The organism is Pseudomonas sp. TE24901 (genome assembly GCF_054058375.1).
In genome coordinates, this window is the sequence record NZ_JBSSAF010000014.1 from 135,272 (window position 1) to 151,625 (window position 16,354).

Genomic DNA, 16,354 nt, shown 5'->3' on the forward strand with positions numbered 1-16,354 from the left:
CCCAGAGCACGGCCACCCATGAGTGCCCCCCACGACCAGGCCGTGCATTTCGGCCCCTACCGCGTCCACCCGCACCAACGCCTGGTGCTGGAGGCCGGTCGCCCATTGCGCCTTGGGCGGCGTGCGGTGGACATTCTGCTGATCCTGCTGGAGCAGGCGGGCAACGTGGTGAGCAAGCAGGAACTGATCGCCCGAGTGTGGCCCAAAAGCGTGGTGGAGGACGGCAACCTGCGCGTGCACATGGCAGCGTTGCGCAAAGCGCTGGGCGATGGCCAGGCCGGGCAGCGCTATATCGTCACGGTGGCGCAGCGTGGCTACAGTTTTGTCGCGCCACTGAGCATCGAACCGATGACACTGCCCACCGACGGCGAACCCCAGCGCCCATGCCACAACCTGCCTCTGCGCCACACCCGCATGATCGGCCGCCAGGCGCTGATCGACACGCTGGTGCAGCAACTGCCCCAGCAACGCTTCATCACCCTGACCGGCCCCGGGGGCATCGGCAAGACCACCGTCGCGTTGCGCGTGGCGGAACTGCTGATCGGGCATTACCGCGATGGTATCCGCCTGCTGGACCTGGCGCCGCTCAGCGCGCCGTCGATGATCCTGCCCAACCTCGCCGCCCTGCTCGACCTGACCTGCGCCGAGCATGAGCCCCTCGCCGCCTTTGCCCATCAATTGCACGAACGCCAGATGCTGCTGGTGATCGACAACTGCGAACACCTGCTCGATGACATCGCGCTGATCAGCGAAACCCTGCTGCGTCACGCCCCTCACCTGCACATCCTCACCACCAGCCGCGAGGCCTTGCGGGCCGAAGGCGAATGCGTGCAACGCCTGGAACCCCTCGCCTGCCCGCCCGCCAGCGGCAACCGCGCCCAGGCGCTGGGCTACCCGGCCTTGCAGTTGCTGATCGAGCGGGCCATGTCTCACCAGGACAGCTTTGAACTGAGCGAAGCCGAGCTGCCGTTGGCGATTGATATTTGCCAGAAGCTGGACGGCATTCCCTTGGCCATTGAACTGGTGGCCGCCCAAATCGAACGCTTTGGCCTGCCGGGGCTGCTGGTACAGATGGAAGACAACTTCCGCCTGCTCACCCGTGGCCGGCGCAGCGCCCTGCCCCGTCAGCAAACCCTGCGCGCGACGCTGGACTGGAGCTTTGACCTGCTCACCCCGTGCGAGCAGATCTGCCTGCGGCGCCTGGCGGTGTTTCGCGGCGGCTTCAGCCTGGCCAGCGCCGCTGCGGTGATCGCCGGGGAACAGATCGCACCCAGCGAGGTGCTGGGGTCGATCACCCAATTGGTCGCCAAATCCCTGCTCAACGTGGAAGCCGGCGATGACGAGATGGTCTATCGCTTGCTGGACATCACCCGCACCTACGCCCTGGAACAACTCAGCGTGGCCGATGAACTCCAGACCACCCGTGAGCGCCATGCAGAACGCTGCCTGGCGTTGATGAACCAGGCGCAGGACGACTGGGAGCTGATTGCCACCCAGGCCTGGATCGACCGCTACGCGCCCTTGCGTGAAGACATCCGTGCCGCCCTCGATTGGGGCTTGGGCGACAAGGGTGTACACCTGCTGGGCATTCGCCTGACCGTCGGCGCCATGCCGCTGTGGCAAGAGCTTTCGTTACTGCGTGAACACGGCCTGTACGTGGGCAAGGCCCTGGCACGGCTCCAGCAGTCGAGCGCGCCGAGCCAGCGCCTGCACATGATGCTGCAACTGGCCTTGGGCAGTTTTTCCTATCACACCCAGGGCGGCACACCGCAGACCATTGAAGCCTTTGCCTGCGCACGGCGCCTGGCCGAAGGCGGCAAGGACCTGGCCGGCCAGTTGCGGGCGGTGTCGGGGCATATGGCGGTCAACCTGTGCTGCGGCAACTACCGTGAAGCGTTGGCGCAAAGCCTGCACTTTGACCAGCTCGGCCCGCAGACCGAACCACTGCTGGCCCTCAGCGCCCAGCGCCTGCGCGTACTGGCGCAACACTTCGCCGGCAACCAGGCGCTGGCGCTGCACAACGCCGAGCAGGTGATCCAGCGCATGGCCCACAGCGGCCATCTCAACCGGTTTACCCATGGCTTCGGCGTGCAGTACGACCAGAGCGTGGCGTCCTTGACCATCCTCGCGCGCACCTTGTGGCTGCGCGGTTTTCCGGAACGCGCCTGGCGCACGGCCAGCCAGGCCCTGGAACTGGCCTTGCAGATCAACCACGGTACGTCGATCTGCTACACCCTGGCGCTGGCCGGTGTGGTGATCGCACGCTACAACGGCGACACCTCGGCGGCAGACTCACTACTGCAGCTGTTGTTGCAGCAATCCCAAAAACACTCGGTGCAGCTGTTCCACACCTGGGCCCAGCACTACGCGGGCACGGCGCAACAAGCATCGCTGCAAGGCCTGGGATTGGTCGAAGACCTCCTGCTGACCTTCCGGGCCAACGAGGTCAGTGACACCGCGTTTGAGCGCGCCCGAAACGGTGCGGCCGGTTGGTGTACCCCGGAGATTCTGCGGGTCAGGGCCGAAGGCATGACGGACGCCCGTGGGGCCGAAGCGTTGCTGCTGGAGGCTATGGGCCTGGCCCATCAGCAAGGCGCGCTGGCGTGGGAATTACGCAGTGCCACGTCATTGGCGCGGTTATGGAAAAGCCAGGGCCGTTTGCGTGTCGCCCGCGAACTGGTGGGTTCGGTCTATGGACAATTCACCGAAGGGTTTGCCACCCGTGACCTAACCCGCGCACGCCGCCTGCTCGACGAGCTGCAAGACAAACGGCCGGCCTGAAAACGGTCCCAGGTAATGCCCATAGCCTTGTTGCAGGCGCGCCACTTGCTCGGGGTTGCGCAACTGCGCCAGGGCGTAGCTGCGCACACTGTTGAGCAGGCGGTAGCGCGTAGGCCCAGGGCCGGGCTCCACGGTCAGCAATGAGGTGCCCGCCAGGCGCTCCAGCAAGTACGACAGGTCGGCGTGCTCCAGCTCGGTGCCGGCGACCAGTCGACTCAAGGCCGGCAACGTCACGGCCATCTTGAACAGCGCCATCTGCAGGAACAGCCAGCGCTCCGGCAGGCTCAAGCGCTCGTAGCTCCAATCCAGGGCCGCCGTGAAGGACTGGTGCCGCTCAACCGCCGTGCGCCGGCCACGGGTCAGCACCTGCAAACCTTGCTGCAATTGTGCGTGTACGCCGTGCACCCCCAGGGCATTCACCTGGGCGGCCGCCAATTCGAGAGCCAGTGGGATGCCGTCGAGGCGCCGGCAGATGTCGCGCAGCGGGGCCAGCTCCTGGGGTCGCAGGGCAAAGCCTTGCTGCGCGGCGCGTACGCGAGCAACGAACACCTGCACCGCTGGGTATTCCATGGCCTGCTCGACACTGGCCCACGCCGAGGGTACCGGCACTGCCAGGCGCGGCACGGGTTGCACCCATTCGCCCGGCACCTGCAAGGCTTCGCGGCTGCTCAACACCACGCTGACCTGGGGGGCTTTCTCGTGCAGCGTGCGCACCAGATGACGGCAGGCACCGAGCAACACATCCGCCCCGTCGAGCACCAGCAACAATTGGCGCGCAGCCAGTTGGCTGGCCAATGCTGCGGCGTTGCCACAGGGCTGCAGGTGCAGGGCACTGGCGAGATGGCGCAACATTTGAGTCGGCGCGGTAACCGTCGCCAGGTCCACCCACCACACGCCGTCGCGGTAACGTGGCAACACCCGTTCAGCCAGGGCCACTGCCAGGGTGCTCTTGCCCACGCCAGCGCAACCGGTGAGGGTCATCAAGCGTTGCCCCGACAGGCGCCGTGCCAACCGCCCCACTAACTCGTCACGGCCGATCACCGGGCTGAGCCGGGCCATCAGGTTATGCCGGGGCATCGCCGTTGGCAGCGCAGCCTGTTGCAGTGCCACGAAGCAGTAGCCCCGTTGAGGCTCGTTGAGAATGTAAGGCTGCCCCGACAAGGCGCGGCGCAAAGCGGCGATGTGCACACGCAGGTTGTTCTCTTCCACCACACTGCTCGGCCACACGCGGGCAATCAGCGCCTCCTTGCTGATGAATTGCCCCGGCGCCTCCAGCAGCACCGCGAGGATATCCAGCGCACGCCCACCCAACGGCACCGGCCAGCCGGCCTTGCTGACCAAGCGTTGCTGAGGATGAAACGTGTAGGGGCCGAAGCTCACCGCGCGGGGGTTGTTCATCGGGTGTAAAAGCGCTGGAACGCCCGTTCTTGGGCGGCTGCGCATCCTTTTCCGTGGGCCTTGCGCTATCTTGCCAGCCTGCCGTGACAGGACAATGCTGGCAGGGGGAGCGACACGGACATTCGGGTGCGCCAGACGGACATCCAGCGGTTAACTGAACTGTTGTCGGTACTGGGTCGGGTTCAGGCCGAGCTTGTCACTGAATAAAAAGCGCATGTAGCGCACGCTGCCAAAGCCTGCGTGGAACGCCACGGTCTTGAGCGGCAGGTCGGTGGTTTCGAGCAAATGCCGGGCGCGGTCGATGCGCGCGCCTTGCAGGAAGGCCATGGGCGTCATCTGGACTTCCTTGGCAAACAGCCGCGCAAAGTGGCGTGGGCTCATGCCGGCGAGTGCGGCCATTGATTCAATGGTGAACGGCTGGTCCAACTGCGCCAGCACCTGGTTCTGCACCCGGGTGATCGCGCTTTCATGGGGCGCCACGGCGGCGGTCATCGGGCTGAACTGGGCCTGGCCACCTTGGCGCTTCATCACCACCAGCAGCACTTTGGCCACCTCCACCGCCACCGCCTTGCCGTGGTCCTGGGCGACGACGGACAGTGCCAGGTCGATGCCGGCCGTGACGCCGCCCGACGTGATCAGCCGACCGTCCTGCAGGTAGATGCGATCGGTCTCGACAATCGCCCTGGGAAACGCCTTGATCAGGCGCTCGGTGTAGTGCCAGTGGGTGGTCACGCGGTGGCCATCGAGCAGGCCGGCGTGCCCCAGCACAAAGGCGCCGGTGCAGATCGAACCGAAGCGCCGCGCCCGGGGTGCAGCGGCTTTTAGCCAGGGCAGCAACGCCGGGTGGCATTCGTTATAGGCGCCGGGACCACCGGGGATCAGCAGCAGGTCATAGTCATCAGCCGCCTGCTCAAGCAGCAGATCGGGCTGCACGCTCACACCGTTGGAGGCACGCAACGGCCCAGGCTCGATGCCGAGGGTGAGGATCTGGTAGTGCTCGGCTTGCGGCAGGTAGCGGTTGGCAATGGAAAACACTTCGAGCGGGCCGGCCATGTCGAGCAGGAGGAAGTCAGGAAAAAGCGCCATGGCCACGGTTTTCATAGAGAGCAAGGTCCGTCGATAAGGGAAGCGGCAGACATTATGGCATGTCTTTTACTGTCAACTTTAAAGAGACAGTTATTCAGATTTCAGCTTCTTAATGAATTTATTGGTAATCATTAACCTTCTTCTCAACGCAAGCGACCTGCACTTCGCAGACCCCGCTCACTTGAGGACAAGACCATGCTGACCCTTCGCAAAGCTTCCGAACGCGGCGCCGCCAATCACGGTTGGTTGAAGTCGTTCCACACCTTCTCGTTCGCCAACTACTGGAACCCCAGCGAGCAGGGTTTTTCCGACCTGCTGGTGATCAACGATGACCGCGTGGCGGCCGGCAAAGGCTTCGGCCAGCACCCGCACCGCGACATGGAGATTTTCTCCTATGTGCTCGAAGGCGCCCTGGAACACAAGGACACCCTGGGCACCGGCTCGGTGATCCGCCCGGGCGATGTGCAACTGATGAGCGCCGGCAGCGGCGTGGCCCACAGCGAGTTCAACCACAGCCAGACCCGTGGCGTGCACTTCCTGCAGATCTGGATCGTGCCGAACGTGGCCGGCGCCGAGCCGCGCTACCAACAGGAGCACTTCAGCGAAGCGCAGAAACGCGGGCGCTTGCAGTTGATCATCTCGCCGGACGGCGCCGAAGGGTCGCTGCATGTTCGCCAGGATGCGCGGGTGTATGCCGGGCTGTTCAACGGCAGCGAAACCGTGAGCCTGGACCTGGCGCCAGACCGCCACGTGTACATCCATGTGGCCCGGGGCAGTGTCGAGGTCAATGGCCAGCGCTTGCAGGAAGGTGACGGTGCCCGGGTGCGGGATGAGCGCCAGATCCGCCTCAGTGGTGGCGCGGATGCCGAGGTGCTGGTGTTTGACCTGCGCCCGCAAGAACTGCCGCAGATGCCATGACGTGCACCACGATGGTCCCCTGAAACGGGCCATCGCTGGCGTCGATAGTCACCATCAGCGCAATGAAGTTCTCTTAAAAAATCCAACGCGTACCATTAAATCCATACCCAGCAGCAACCTACTTAAACACTCGGAGCACACAACCATGAAACGCCAAATCCTGCTTAGCCTCGCTTTCTCGGTACTCGCCGCCAACGCTTTTGCTCACCCTGTTGTCGCTGAAGGCGGCGCAGATCGCCTGATGGACAGCCGCGTTGCCGAGGGTGGTGCCGACCGCCTGCAAGGTAACCGCGTTGCCGAAGGCGGTTCTGATCGCTTGCTGGAACGTCGTGTCGCTGAAGGCGGTGCTGATCGCCTGCAGGAACGTGGCCTGGCCGAAGGCGGTGCGGATCGTCTGCAAGAACGTGGCCTGGCCGAAGGTGGTGCGGATCGTCTGCAAGAACGTGGCCTGGCCGAAGGCGGTGCTGATCGCCTGCAGGAACGTGGTCTGGCCGAAGGCGGTGCTGACCGTCTGCAAGAACGTGGCCTGGCCGAAGGCGGTGCGGATCGTCTGCAAGAACGTGGCCTGGCCGAAGGTGGTTCTGATCGTCTGCACAGCAACAACGCATAACCCTCGCGGTTGGCGAGGTGCCCCAAACCGGCCTGATCAGCCGGTTTTTTTTCGCCTGTGATTAATGCAGGTCGCGGTCGATCCACAGCACGGCCTTGCCGATCTGTTGCCGGGCTTCGATCCGTGCGTGCACCTGCTGCACCGTTTCCAGGCTGTAATGCCCCTCGATATCCACGCTGAGCGAACCTTCCAGCATCGCCGCAAATACCGCGTTGGCACGCCGTTGCACGGTGGCGCCGTCAGCCATGTGGTCGGCCAGCCGTGGGCGGGTCAGGAACAAGGAACCCGCTTCACCCAGTTCAATCGGGTCCAGGTCGGTCAGCGAGCCCGAGACATTGCCGTAATTGACGATCAACCCACGGGTCCGGCAGGCGCGGAAACTGTCGCGCAGGGTGGTTTTGCCCACGGAATCGAACACCACGTCCACGCCTCGGCCCGCCGTGGCGTCCATTACCCGATCGGCAAAGCCGTCATAGGTCCAGGCCTGGTGGGCGCCGCGTTGAAGCGCTATCGCACATTTCTCGGCGGTGCTGCCAGTGGTGAACACAGTCGCACCCAAACGGTTGGCCATTTGCACGAGCAATTGCCCGATGCTGCCGGACGCGGCATGAATCAGGCAGGTGTCGCCGGCCTGCAAACGCGCCACGTCATCAATCAGGTAGTGAGCCGTGCAGCCCTGGAACATCGCGGCAGCCGCCTGATCGAACGTGATTTCGCTGGGAATCTGCGCCACGTTGTCGGCCGGGATGTTGGCGTATTCGGCATACGCGCCCCAGGCAATGCACCACGCCACACGGTCGCCTACGGCCAAGTGGCTCACACCAGGGCCCACTTCCACCACCACGCCGGCGCCTTCCATGCCCAGGGTGCACGGCAAGCGCACCGGGTAGGTTACCGACTGGGCGTATTTGCCTTGGCGCGTGTGAATGTCCATGAAGTTGATCCCGGCGCAGGCGACTTTGATCAGCACATGCCCCGGGGTGACCGCGGGTTTGGGAACATCGTGGCGCAACTGGGCGACTTCAGGGCCGCCATAGGCTTGCAGGGTGATGGCTTTCATCGGGCAACAACTCCGTTTGCTCTGGGAAGCGGCCATGGTAAAAGGGGCCTCTCAGTAGGAAAATTCCCCAATCTCTCCCAGCCTCTGTGCGGAAATACCCCGATGTTCGACTGGCAAGACCTGTATTACTTCACCGTCTTGGCGCGCACCCAGTCGCTGTCGGCGGCTGCCCGTGAGTTGCAGGTGGAACACGCCACCGTGGGGCGCCGGGTCGATGCACTGGAAAAAGCCCTGGGCGTAAAACTGGTGGACCGCCTGCCCCGTAGCCGCCCGCTCACCGCCCAGGGCCGGGCGTTGGCCGAACTGGCGGCGGGCATGGACGCGATGGCGACCGACGTGATGCGCCTGTCGCGGGTCGCTTCCATCGAGATGGCCGGCACGGTGCGGGTCAGTTGCCCGCCGTCCATCGCCAACCACTGCATCGCACCTCATGTCGCGCGATTGCGTGCGCAGTACCCACAGCTGAATCTGGTGCTGATGCCCTCCACCCAACTGGCTGCGCTGGACAAAGGCGAAGCGGATATCGCCTTGCGCACCGTGCGTCCCGACGAAGACGCGCTGGTCCGGCGCAAGGTCGGCGTGGTGCGCTTCGGTTTGTATGGCGCTGCCGAATTAGCGCAACAGCCTCCCGTTCAGTGGGCGTTCATCGCCTACGACAGCAGCCGCGACCACCTGCCCCAACAGGCCTGGATGCACCAACTGCGCGGCGTGCGCCCCATCGTGTTTGCCGCCAGCGAACTGGTCACCCAGCAAATGGCGGCCCGCGCCCAAGTAGGCGCGGTAGTGCTGCCGACCCTGGTGGGCGACCACGACCCACTGCTGACACGCTTGCCCACCGCCACCGACGGTCCCATGCGCGACATCTGGCTCACCGTGTACCCGGACATGCGCCGCTCGCCCCTGGTGAAAGTGGTGATGGAGTTTCTGGTGGCGTGCATCGAAGGTGAAGCGCAGTTGCGCCGTTAAACAATTCGACCGCAAGCCGCAGAGTTCCAAGCCGGCAAGTGCCCCCTAGACTCCGCTCATCTGCCCACCGATGAGCGTCAAGGCCATGCACACCCCCAGAAACCACGCCCCCACGCACGACTGGAACCGCATCGCCCGTGAGCTCGAGGCCCACGGAAACGCGGTGCTGCCCGCGCTGCTGACAGCCCAACAGTGCGAGGCGCTCGCCGCGCTATGCGCAGGAAACCGGCTATCGCTCGCGGGTGGTGATGGCTCGACATGGGTTCGGGCGCGGCGAGTACAAATACTTTGCCTACCCCTTGCCGCCGTTGCTTGATCAACTGCGGCACGCGCTCTACAGAGGCCTCGCCCCGCTTGCCAATGCCTGGAACCTCCAGCTCGGCCTTGACGTGCAGTACCCAAGTGAGCTGAACGAGTTCCTGCGTCAATGCCATGCCACAGGCCAGGCCCGCCCTACTCCGCTGATCCTCAAATATGGCGCAGGTGACTACAACTGCCTGCATCAGGACCTCTACGGCGAGCACGTTTTCCCGCTCCAGGTGGCGATCCTGTTATCGGAACCCGGACGGGATTTCGTCGGCGGCGAGTTCGTCATGACCGAGCGTTCATCCCAGGGCCAGCGCGCCGAAGTCATCCCGCTGCGCCAGGGCGATGGGCTGGTATTTACCGTCAATCAGCGGCCGGTCGTAGGCCTGCGCGGTATCCGTAAAGTCGCCATGCGCCACGGTGTGAGCCGCATCTGCAGTGGCCAGCGGTATGCCGTCGGCCTGATTTTTCATGATGCGAGGTGAACATGAACTTGCTTGAATTCGACGCCGCACTTGATCAGCTGGACTGGGCCGACCTCCACCGCCAACTCGATAGCGAAGGCTACGCCGTGCTGCCCGGGTTGTTGCGCGCAGCGGTCGTCGACGCCCTGGCCCAGTGCATCACCGCGCAGGACCTGTTTGCGCAATGGCGCTACTTCGAGACAGACCTGCCCACCCCGCTGGCCGAGTGGCGCACGGCGCTCTACCGGCGCCTGGCCCCAGTCGCCAATCGCTGGAACGAAACCCTGGCCATCGATGCGCGTTACCCGGCTACGCTGGATGAGTTCCTGCGGCAAAACCGCAACGCCGGCCAGACCCGAGGGCAGTCCCATCTGTACCGGTTGCGTGTGCATGACCAGGTGCCCCTGCATCAACGCAATGCCGGCTTTCATGTGTTTCCCTTACAAATCGTTGCACTGCTGTCCGAGCCGGGGACGGACTTCCAAGGAGGTGAACTGGTGATGACCGAACAGCGCCCGCGCCTGCAATCGCGGCCGATGGTGGTGCCGCTTAAACGCGGTGACGTGGCGATCATCGCCACGGCGGTGCGCCCGTTCAGAGGCAGCCAGGGCTATTACCGCGTGAACCTCAAGCACGCCATCAGCCGCGTGCGCGGCGGCGAACGCGTGGGATTGGAAGTGCTGTTCCATGATGCACCTGATACCCAAGAGGGTGGCCGATGAAGACGTTCACCTTGCTCGGGGTAACGGGCAAACCTTACGCCAGCCTTGTGCCGGGCACCTGCGCCGGGCATCGCGGCACCCAGATCTACGGCCGCCTGGACTGCCGCGCCGCACGGCGAGCAATTGCCAACGGCGGTTATGTGAAACACCGCGTGTTCTTTGCCGACGAGCCCACCGCCATTGCCGCCGGCTACCGGCCTTGTGCAGTGTGCATGCCCGAGCACTACGCGATTTGGAATTCCACAAACAAAGGTGACGCATGAAGCTTTCTGACGGTGTTCGGCTACTGGTACTGGCGGCGATCTGGGGCGCGAGTTTTCTGTTCATGCGCATCGCGGCGCCGGTGTTGGGCGCGTTGCCCACGGCGTTTTTCCGTGTGCTGCTGGGGGCCATCGGGCTGGCGGTGATTGTCACCGTGCTGCGCACCCGCATCGCCTTCAACGGCAAACTCAAACCCACCCTGGTGTTGGGCGTGATCAATTCCGGCGTGCCGTTCCTGATGTACGGCGTGGCGGCGACGTTGCTGCCGGCGGGCTACTCGGCGATCTTCAACGCCACCACTCCACTGATGGGCGTGATGATGGGCGCGCTGTTTTTCAGCGACCCGCTGACGCCTAAAAAAGCCGCCGGGGTAGTGATCGGCTTGATGGGTATCACCCTGCTGACCACCACCGGCCCGGTCACCCTTTCGGTCGCCGTGGTGATTGGCGCGTTGGCGTGCCTGGTCGCCACCGGCTGCTACGGCGTTGCCGGGTTCCTGACCCGCCGCTGGATCGCCGACAAGGGCGGGCTGGACGCCAAGCTCGTGGCCTTTGGCAGCCAGATCGGCGCGACGTTGTTCCTGCTGCCGTTCTTCGGTGTTTCAGCCGTGCTCAACCCGCCGCACAGCTGGGGCAACCCGACGATCTGGGCAGCGCTGGGAGTGGTGGGGTTTGTGTGCACCGCGTATGCGTACATTCTGTATTTCCGCCTGATCGCCGATATCGGGGCGGTTCGTTCACTGACGGTGACCTTCCTGATCCCGCCGTTTGGCGTGCTGTGGGGTGTGCTGTTCCTGGGCGAACGACTGTCCAGCGCACACCTCTACGGCGGCGGCCTCATCTGCCTGGCCGTGTGGTGTGTGCTCAGCAACAGCCGGCCCAAATCGACCTCCTGACCCTTTGCCAGGATTGTGGCAGCGCGGACGCTTGTAGTGAGCGGGTTTACCCCGCGCGGCGTAATAAGCCCCACCTCATCTGTTCCAGGGAAAATTGCGGGGATTTGTGGCGGCGCGGGCGCGGGGCAAGCCCGCTCACTACAAGGTGAGAAAGCGATTTAAGCTCAGATCGAAAGAGTATTTATCGATTGGTTTTTAGAACTTTATGCTTGGCTGCATTCCATTGAAGATCGAGCGCGCCATGTCTATTCGTCGTCCCCTCGCCGTTGTCATCGGGCTTCTGGCTTTTTCCGTGGCGGTCAGCGCCGAGGCCCAGGAGACCGTGCGTATCGGTTACCAGAAATCGTCCACCCTGATTACCCTGCTCAAGACCCAGGGCACCTTGGAAAAAGCCCTCAAGGCCGACAACATCGACGTGTCCTGGCACGAGTTTCCCAGCGGCCTGCCGCTGCTGGAGGCACTGAACGTCGGCAACGTCGACATCAGCGCCGACGTGGCTGACACCGTGCCGATCTTCGCCCAGGCGGCCCAGGCCAAACTCACCTACTTTGCCCAGGAAGCGCCCTCGCCGTCGGCCCAGGCCATCGTGGTGCGCAAGGACTCGCCGATCCAGCAACTGGCCGACCTCAAAGGCAAGAAAGTCGCCGTGACCAAAGCCGCCGGCACCCACTACCTGTTGATCGCGGCGCTGGCCAAAGCGGGCCTGGCCTTCTCGGATATCGAACCGGCCTACCTGACACCGGCCGATGGCCGCGCTGCGTTCGAGAACAATAAAGTCGATGCCTGGGTCACCTGGGAACCCTTCCTCACAGGCGTGCAGCGCCAACTGCCCACCCGCACCCTGGCGGATGGCGCGGGCCTGGCCAGCTACAAGCGCTATTACCTGACGGGCACGCCCTACGCCAAGGCCCACCCTGAGGTCCTGAAGGTGGTGTACGAACAATTGGAAAAAGCCGGCCAATGGGTGAAAACCCACCCGCAAGACGCCGCCAAGGTGCTTGGCCCGCTGTGGGGTAACCTGGATGTGGCCACCGTTGAAGCGGCCAACGCGCACCGTAGCTATCAGGTGCAACCGGTGACGCTCGATCAGTTGGGCGAACAGCAGAAGATTGCCGATGCGTTCTTCAAGGCGGGCTTGCTGCCTAAGGCCGTGGATGCCAAGGACGTGCAGACCTGGAAGCCATGAGAGGTTTTGTCAGAATCGCTGGGCACAGAAGACCGGTTTTCCCGAGGCTTAAACAGTTGGGTCAGGCATAAATCGGTCTAAATGTGGGAGCGGGCTTGCTCGCGAATGCGGTGGCTCAGTTGACGAATGTGTTGACTGACCCACCGTAATCGCAGGCAAGCCAGCTCCCACAGGCTTGATGTTCATCGGGTGTTAGAGAAGGGTGCGGGCCAGGGCCTTTTTCCACTCGGCATACCGAGTTGCCATCGCAGGATCATCCTGGGGTTCGAAGCGCTCGCGCTGACGCTCCAGCGCACCCAAAGCCTCATCACTCGCCCAAATTCCCAACGCCCTACCCGCCAGGTGTGCAGCCCCGAGTGCCGAGACCTCCGGCGACAGGCTGCGCACCACCGGACGTTGCAGCAGGTTGGCCAGGAACTGCATCAACCAGCGATTGCGTGTCGCGCCGCCGTCGACCCACAGCTCTTTCAACGGGCTGCCGATGTCCTGCTGCATCGCCTCGAACACATCACGAATCTGATAGCCGATGGACTCCAGCGAGGCGCGCAAAATATGCGCGCCCGAGGTGGCCTCGCTCAGGCCACAGATCAAGCCACGGGCGTCGGCTTTCCAGTGCGGCGCTCCCAACCCGGACAGTGCCGGCACAAAGTACACGCCGCCGTTATCCGGCAATTGCGCGGCCTGTTCCGTCAACGCGTCCAGCGACTCACCGGCCACCAGCCGCGAGGCCCACTGCACGGCGGCGCCGGTGTGCACGATGTTGCCTTCCATGCCGAACGTCGCCGCGTTGCCGTCATGCCAGGCCAAGGTGGTGGAAAGCCCATGGGTGGACGCAATCGGCCCGCCCATCGGAGTCATCAACGACGAGCCCGTGCCGAGGGTGGCCTTGACCAGCCCCGGGGCGAAACCACCCTGCCCGTACAGCGCCGCATGGGAGTCGCCCATCATCGACATCACCGGGATACCCGCAGGCAAGCCGCCCAGCGCGACGGTTTCGGCGAAGAAACCCGCACTCGGCCGAATCGGCGCCAACGCCGCAGCAGGAATCGCGAACAGGGCCAGCAGCTCCGGGTCCCAGGTGCCGGTGTGCAGGTTGAACAGTTGCGTGCGCGCGGCGTTGGAATAATCGGTGGCGAATACCTGACCGCCGCTGAGCTTCCACAACAACCAACTGTCGACCGTGCCCAGGCAGATTTCACCGGCCGCCGCACGTGCATGCCCGTTGTCCAGGTGGTCGAGGATCCAGCGGAATTTGCCGGCGGAAAACATCGGGTCGAGGGCCAGCCCGGTCTTTTCCAGGACCAGTGCTTCGTGCCCCTGCTCATGCAACTGTGCGCACAACGCGGTGGAGCGTCGGCATTGCCAACTGATGCACGGCGACAACGGCTCGCCGCTGCGCCGGTCCCAGGCCACCACCGACTCGCGCTGGTTGCTGATGGCCAATGCGGTGATCGGTCGCTCCACCTGGGCCAGGCATTCTTCAATCGCGGCCAAGGTGTGCAGCCAGATCAACAACGGGTCCTGCTCGGAAAACCCGGGCTGGGGGTGGCTGATGCTCAAGGGCCGCGAACCCCGGGCAATCACCTGCCCGAGTTCGTTGACCAGCACCGCCTTGGCGTTGCTGGTGCCTTCATCTATCGCCAGGATCAGCGGAGTGTGGTTTGTCATGGGTTCACCGCAACCGAGTGGCAGCCGCCACAATCCCAGCCGCGTCGATGTTATGCAAGGCGCGGGTCGGTTCGCGGGCGCCGGCCGCCGCGTATTCACCGTCGCCGATACCCAGGCGGACCAGCGCAATGCCCAGCCCGGCTTCGGCCAGCACTTCGGCGACCAGGCTGCCGACGCCACCATTGATGTTGTGTTCTTCGACGGTAATCACCGCGCGCGTGGCGCTCAGTGCACTGAGCAAGGCGTCACGCTGCAATGGGCGGATCGACGACAGGTTGATCACCTGCGCCTGGATGCCCTGCTCGGCCAGCAAGGCCGCCGCATCCACCGCCTCGTGTACCACGGAGCCCAACGCAACGATGCTCACGTCTGCGCCCTGGCGCAGGATGTCCACTTGGCCGGGCACGAATCGATAGTCGGCGCCATGCACCTCAGGCAAAGCTTTACCGTCAAGCCGGACATACACCGGGCCTTTATAGCGCAGCGCGTAATCGATGATCTGCCGGCACTCCAGCGCATCGGCCGGGGCGAAGATCTGCACATTGCCAAACCCGCGCATCACCGAAATATCGTCGAGGCTGTGGTGGGTGCTGGCCAACGGGCCGTAACTGGCGCCGGCATTCAAGCCGAACATCTTGACGTTGGCCTGGTTGTAGCAGACGTCCACCTTGATCTGTTCGTTGGCGCGGGAAATCAGGAACGGCGCGGCATTGCAGGTGGCCGCGATCTTGCCACCCAATGCCAGCCCAGCCGCCACGCTGACCAGGGACTGCTCGGCAATGCCGACGTTGATCAACCGCTCGGGGAAGCGTTGGGCAAACGGACCGATCTTGGCCGTGGAGGTGGAGTCGCTGACCACCGGCACCACGTCCAGGCCAGCATCGACCGCCGCGATAAACGCCTCCACCATGACGCTCGCCAGGTGTTCACTTGCCATGATTCAACTCCTCCAGTGCTGCGTTGATTTCATCACCCTTGGGCACGCGGTGGTGCCATTCGGGACGCGCTTCAATAAACGACACGCCCTTGCCCTTGATGGTGTGGGCGATCAGCACCTGGGGTGAGCCGGTGTGGGCTTGCATGGTTTCGAGGCTCTCGATCAGCTGGCCGACGTCATTGCCATCGCACTCGCTGACGGTGAAACCGAAAGCCGCCCATTTCACGTCCAGCGGGTCCAGCGGCATGATCTCGGCGGTCAGCCCGGCCAGTTGCAACTTGTTCTTGTCGACGATCACAAACAGGTTATCCAGCCCGTACTTGGCCGCCGCCATCGCCGCTTCCCAGTTGGAGCCTTCGGCGAGCTCGCCGTCGCCAGTCAACACGTAGATGCGCTTTTTACTGCCGGACATCTTCGCCGCCAACGCCAGCCCTACCGCCACCGGCAACCCGTGGCCGAGGGCGCCGGTGTTGAGTTCGATGCCCGGGGTTTTCTGCCGCACCGGGTGGCCGGGCAAATGGGAATTGAAGTGCTGGTAGGTCGGCAACCAGTCGGTGGGGATGTAGCCGGCCTGCGCCAGGCAGCAGTACAAACCGCCCACGCCATGGCCTTTGCTCTGGATGTAGATATCGCGCTCGGGGTCTTCCGTGCGCTCGGGGCCGGTGTTGAGGATGCGGAAATACAGGGTGGCGAGGATGTCGGTTTCCGACAGGTCCGCCCCGGTGTGGCCGCCTGCCGGGGAGTCGGCATTCAAGCGGATCACATGGCGCCGGATCAAACGGGCCTGTTCTTTGATCTGGTGGGCGTCGTACTGGAAGGCATTCATGCAGCGGCTCCTTTGAGGCTGACCACGCGGGGTGAAAGCGTTCACGGCTGTTTTGAATATTTATTCAGCAGTGACAATATATTTCTATTTAGACGCCGATCCCGCAGCAGGTCAAGTGAGTGAACGGCGGAAAAATGAAATAAAACCCGGAAACTCCCCTCGGACAGACGGCTAAAATCCCACGCGCGCTTATCTATCCCGTGGCTTTGCGCCCGATAAAAACGGCGGTCTAGAGGCATGCATGAAAAATTAAGCGCTTGACTTTGCCAC

The 16,354-nt window shown here is 63.8% G+C and carries 14 protein-coding genes and 1 pseudogene; 9 read left to right on the forward strand and 6 right to left on the reverse strand.

The window, feature by feature from the left end:
• Positions 1–18: 18 nt before the first annotated feature.
• Positions 19–2,781 carry an ATP-binding protein gene (locus ACVWVP_RS25080; RefSeq protein WP_457408628.1) on the forward strand — a complete coding sequence of 921 codons (2,763 nt, stop codon included), beginning with the start codon at positions 19–21 and terminating at the stop codon, positions 2,779–2,781.
• On the opposite strand, the gene ACVWVP_RS25085 is transcribed toward ACVWVP_RS25080, so the two are convergent.
• Together ACVWVP_RS25085 and ACVWVP_RS25090 are read right to left on the reverse strand one after the other, a co-directional pair.
• Complete coding sequence (locus ACVWVP_RS25085; protein WP_457408629.1) at positions 2,728–4,179, reverse strand: winged helix-turn-helix domain-containing protein; 1,452 nt, start codon at positions 4,177–4,179, stop codon at positions 2,728–2,730. The genes ACVWVP_RS25080 and ACVWVP_RS25085 overlap by 54 nt on opposite strands.
• A 150-nt stretch (positions 4,180–4,329) precedes the next feature.
• Positions 4,330–5,280 carry a GlxA family transcriptional regulator gene (locus ACVWVP_RS25090; protein WP_457408632.1) on the reverse strand — a complete coding sequence of 317 codons (951 nt, stop codon included), beginning with the start codon at positions 5,278–5,280 and terminating at the stop codon, positions 4,330–4,332.
• Between the two features lie 180 nt (positions 5,281–5,460).
• Here ACVWVP_RS25090 and ACVWVP_RS25095 point away from each other — a divergent pair, with 180 nt between their 5' ends.
• Both ACVWVP_RS25095 and ACVWVP_RS25100 read left to right on the forward strand, forming a co-directional pair.
• Positions 5,461–6,183 (forward strand): pirin family protein, encoded by a 723-nt coding sequence (locus ACVWVP_RS25095; protein ID WP_457408635.1) that lies wholly within the window; start codon positions 5,461–5,463, stop codon positions 6,181–6,183.
• Between the two features lie 145 nt (positions 6,184–6,328).
• Positions 6,329–6,793: a hypothetical protein gene (locus ACVWVP_RS25100; RefSeq protein WP_178923292.1), complete on the forward strand. Its 465-nt coding sequence runs from the start codon at positions 6,329–6,331 to the stop codon at positions 6,791–6,793.
• 61 nt (positions 6,794–6,854) lie between these two features.
• Here the strand turns inward: ACVWVP_RS25100 and ACVWVP_RS25105 are convergent, their stop codons facing one another.
• Positions 6,855–7,853, reverse strand: a complete 999-nt coding sequence (locus ACVWVP_RS25105) for a quinone oxidoreductase family protein (protein WP_457408637.1) — start codon at positions 7,851–7,853, stop codon at positions 6,855–6,857.
• 102 nt (positions 7,854–7,955) lie between these two features.
• Between ACVWVP_RS25105 and ACVWVP_RS25110 the strand changes: the two genes are divergently transcribed.
• The 6 genes and pseudogenes from ACVWVP_RS25110 (at position 7,956) to ACVWVP_RS25135 (ending at position 12,653) form a co-directional block, all read left to right on the forward strand.
• Entirely contained in the window at positions 7,956–8,819 is an 864-nt protein-coding gene (locus ACVWVP_RS25110; RefSeq protein ID WP_259175523.1) for a LysR family transcriptional regulator, read from the forward strand.
• 85 nt (positions 8,820–8,904) lie between these two features.
• Positions 8,905–9,610: pseudogene (locus tag ACVWVP_RS25115) on the forward strand (2OG-Fe(II) oxygenase).
• Between the two features lie 2 nt (positions 9,611–9,612).
• Positions 9,613–10,311 (forward strand): 2OG-Fe(II) oxygenase, encoded by a 699-nt coding sequence (locus ACVWVP_RS25120; protein ID WP_457408639.1) that lies wholly within the window; start codon positions 9,613–9,615, stop codon positions 10,309–10,311.
• A complete protein-coding gene (locus ACVWVP_RS25125) occupies positions 10,308–10,574 on the forward strand; it encodes an Ada metal-binding domain-containing protein (RefSeq protein WP_178923286.1) in 267 nt (88 codons plus the stop codon). The genes ACVWVP_RS25120 and ACVWVP_RS25125 overlap by 4 nt, the downstream gene beginning before the upstream one ends.
• Positions 10,571–11,467: a DMT family transporter gene (locus tag ACVWVP_RS25130; RefSeq protein ID WP_457408641.1), complete on the forward strand. Its 897-nt coding sequence runs from the start codon at positions 10,571–10,573 to the stop codon at positions 11,465–11,467. The genes ACVWVP_RS25125 and ACVWVP_RS25130 overlap by 4 nt, the downstream gene beginning before the upstream one ends.
• A gap of 241 nt (positions 11,468–11,708) precedes the next feature.
• A complete protein-coding gene (locus ACVWVP_RS25135) occupies positions 11,709–12,653 on the forward strand; it encodes an aliphatic sulfonate ABC transporter substrate-binding protein (RefSeq protein WP_176999011.1) in 945 nt (314 codons plus the stop codon).
• A 192-nt stretch (positions 12,654–12,845) separates the two neighbouring features.
• Here ACVWVP_RS25135 and ACVWVP_RS25140 read toward each other — a convergent pair whose 3' ends face one another.
• The 3 genes from ACVWVP_RS25140 to ACVWVP_RS25150 are packed head-to-tail and all read right to left on the reverse strand — an operon-like array spanning position 12,846 to position 16,084.
• Positions 12,846–14,321, reverse strand: a complete 1,476-nt coding sequence (locus ACVWVP_RS25140) for an FGGY family carbohydrate kinase (RefSeq protein WP_457408644.1) — start codon at positions 14,319–14,321, stop codon at positions 12,846–12,848.
• Between the two features lie 4 nt (positions 14,322–14,325).
• Complete coding sequence (locus ACVWVP_RS25145) at positions 14,326–15,258, reverse strand: transketolase family protein (RefSeq protein ID WP_178923280.1); 933 nt, start codon at positions 15,256–15,258, stop codon at positions 14,326–14,328.
• Positions 15,248–16,084, reverse strand: coding sequence for a transketolase (locus ACVWVP_RS25150; protein WP_178923278.1), 837 nt, complete (start codon positions 16,082–16,084; stop codon positions 15,248–15,250). Before ACVWVP_RS25150 ends, ACVWVP_RS25145 begins: the two co-directional genes overlap by 11 nt.
• Positions 16,085–16,354: the final 270 nt, after the last annotated feature.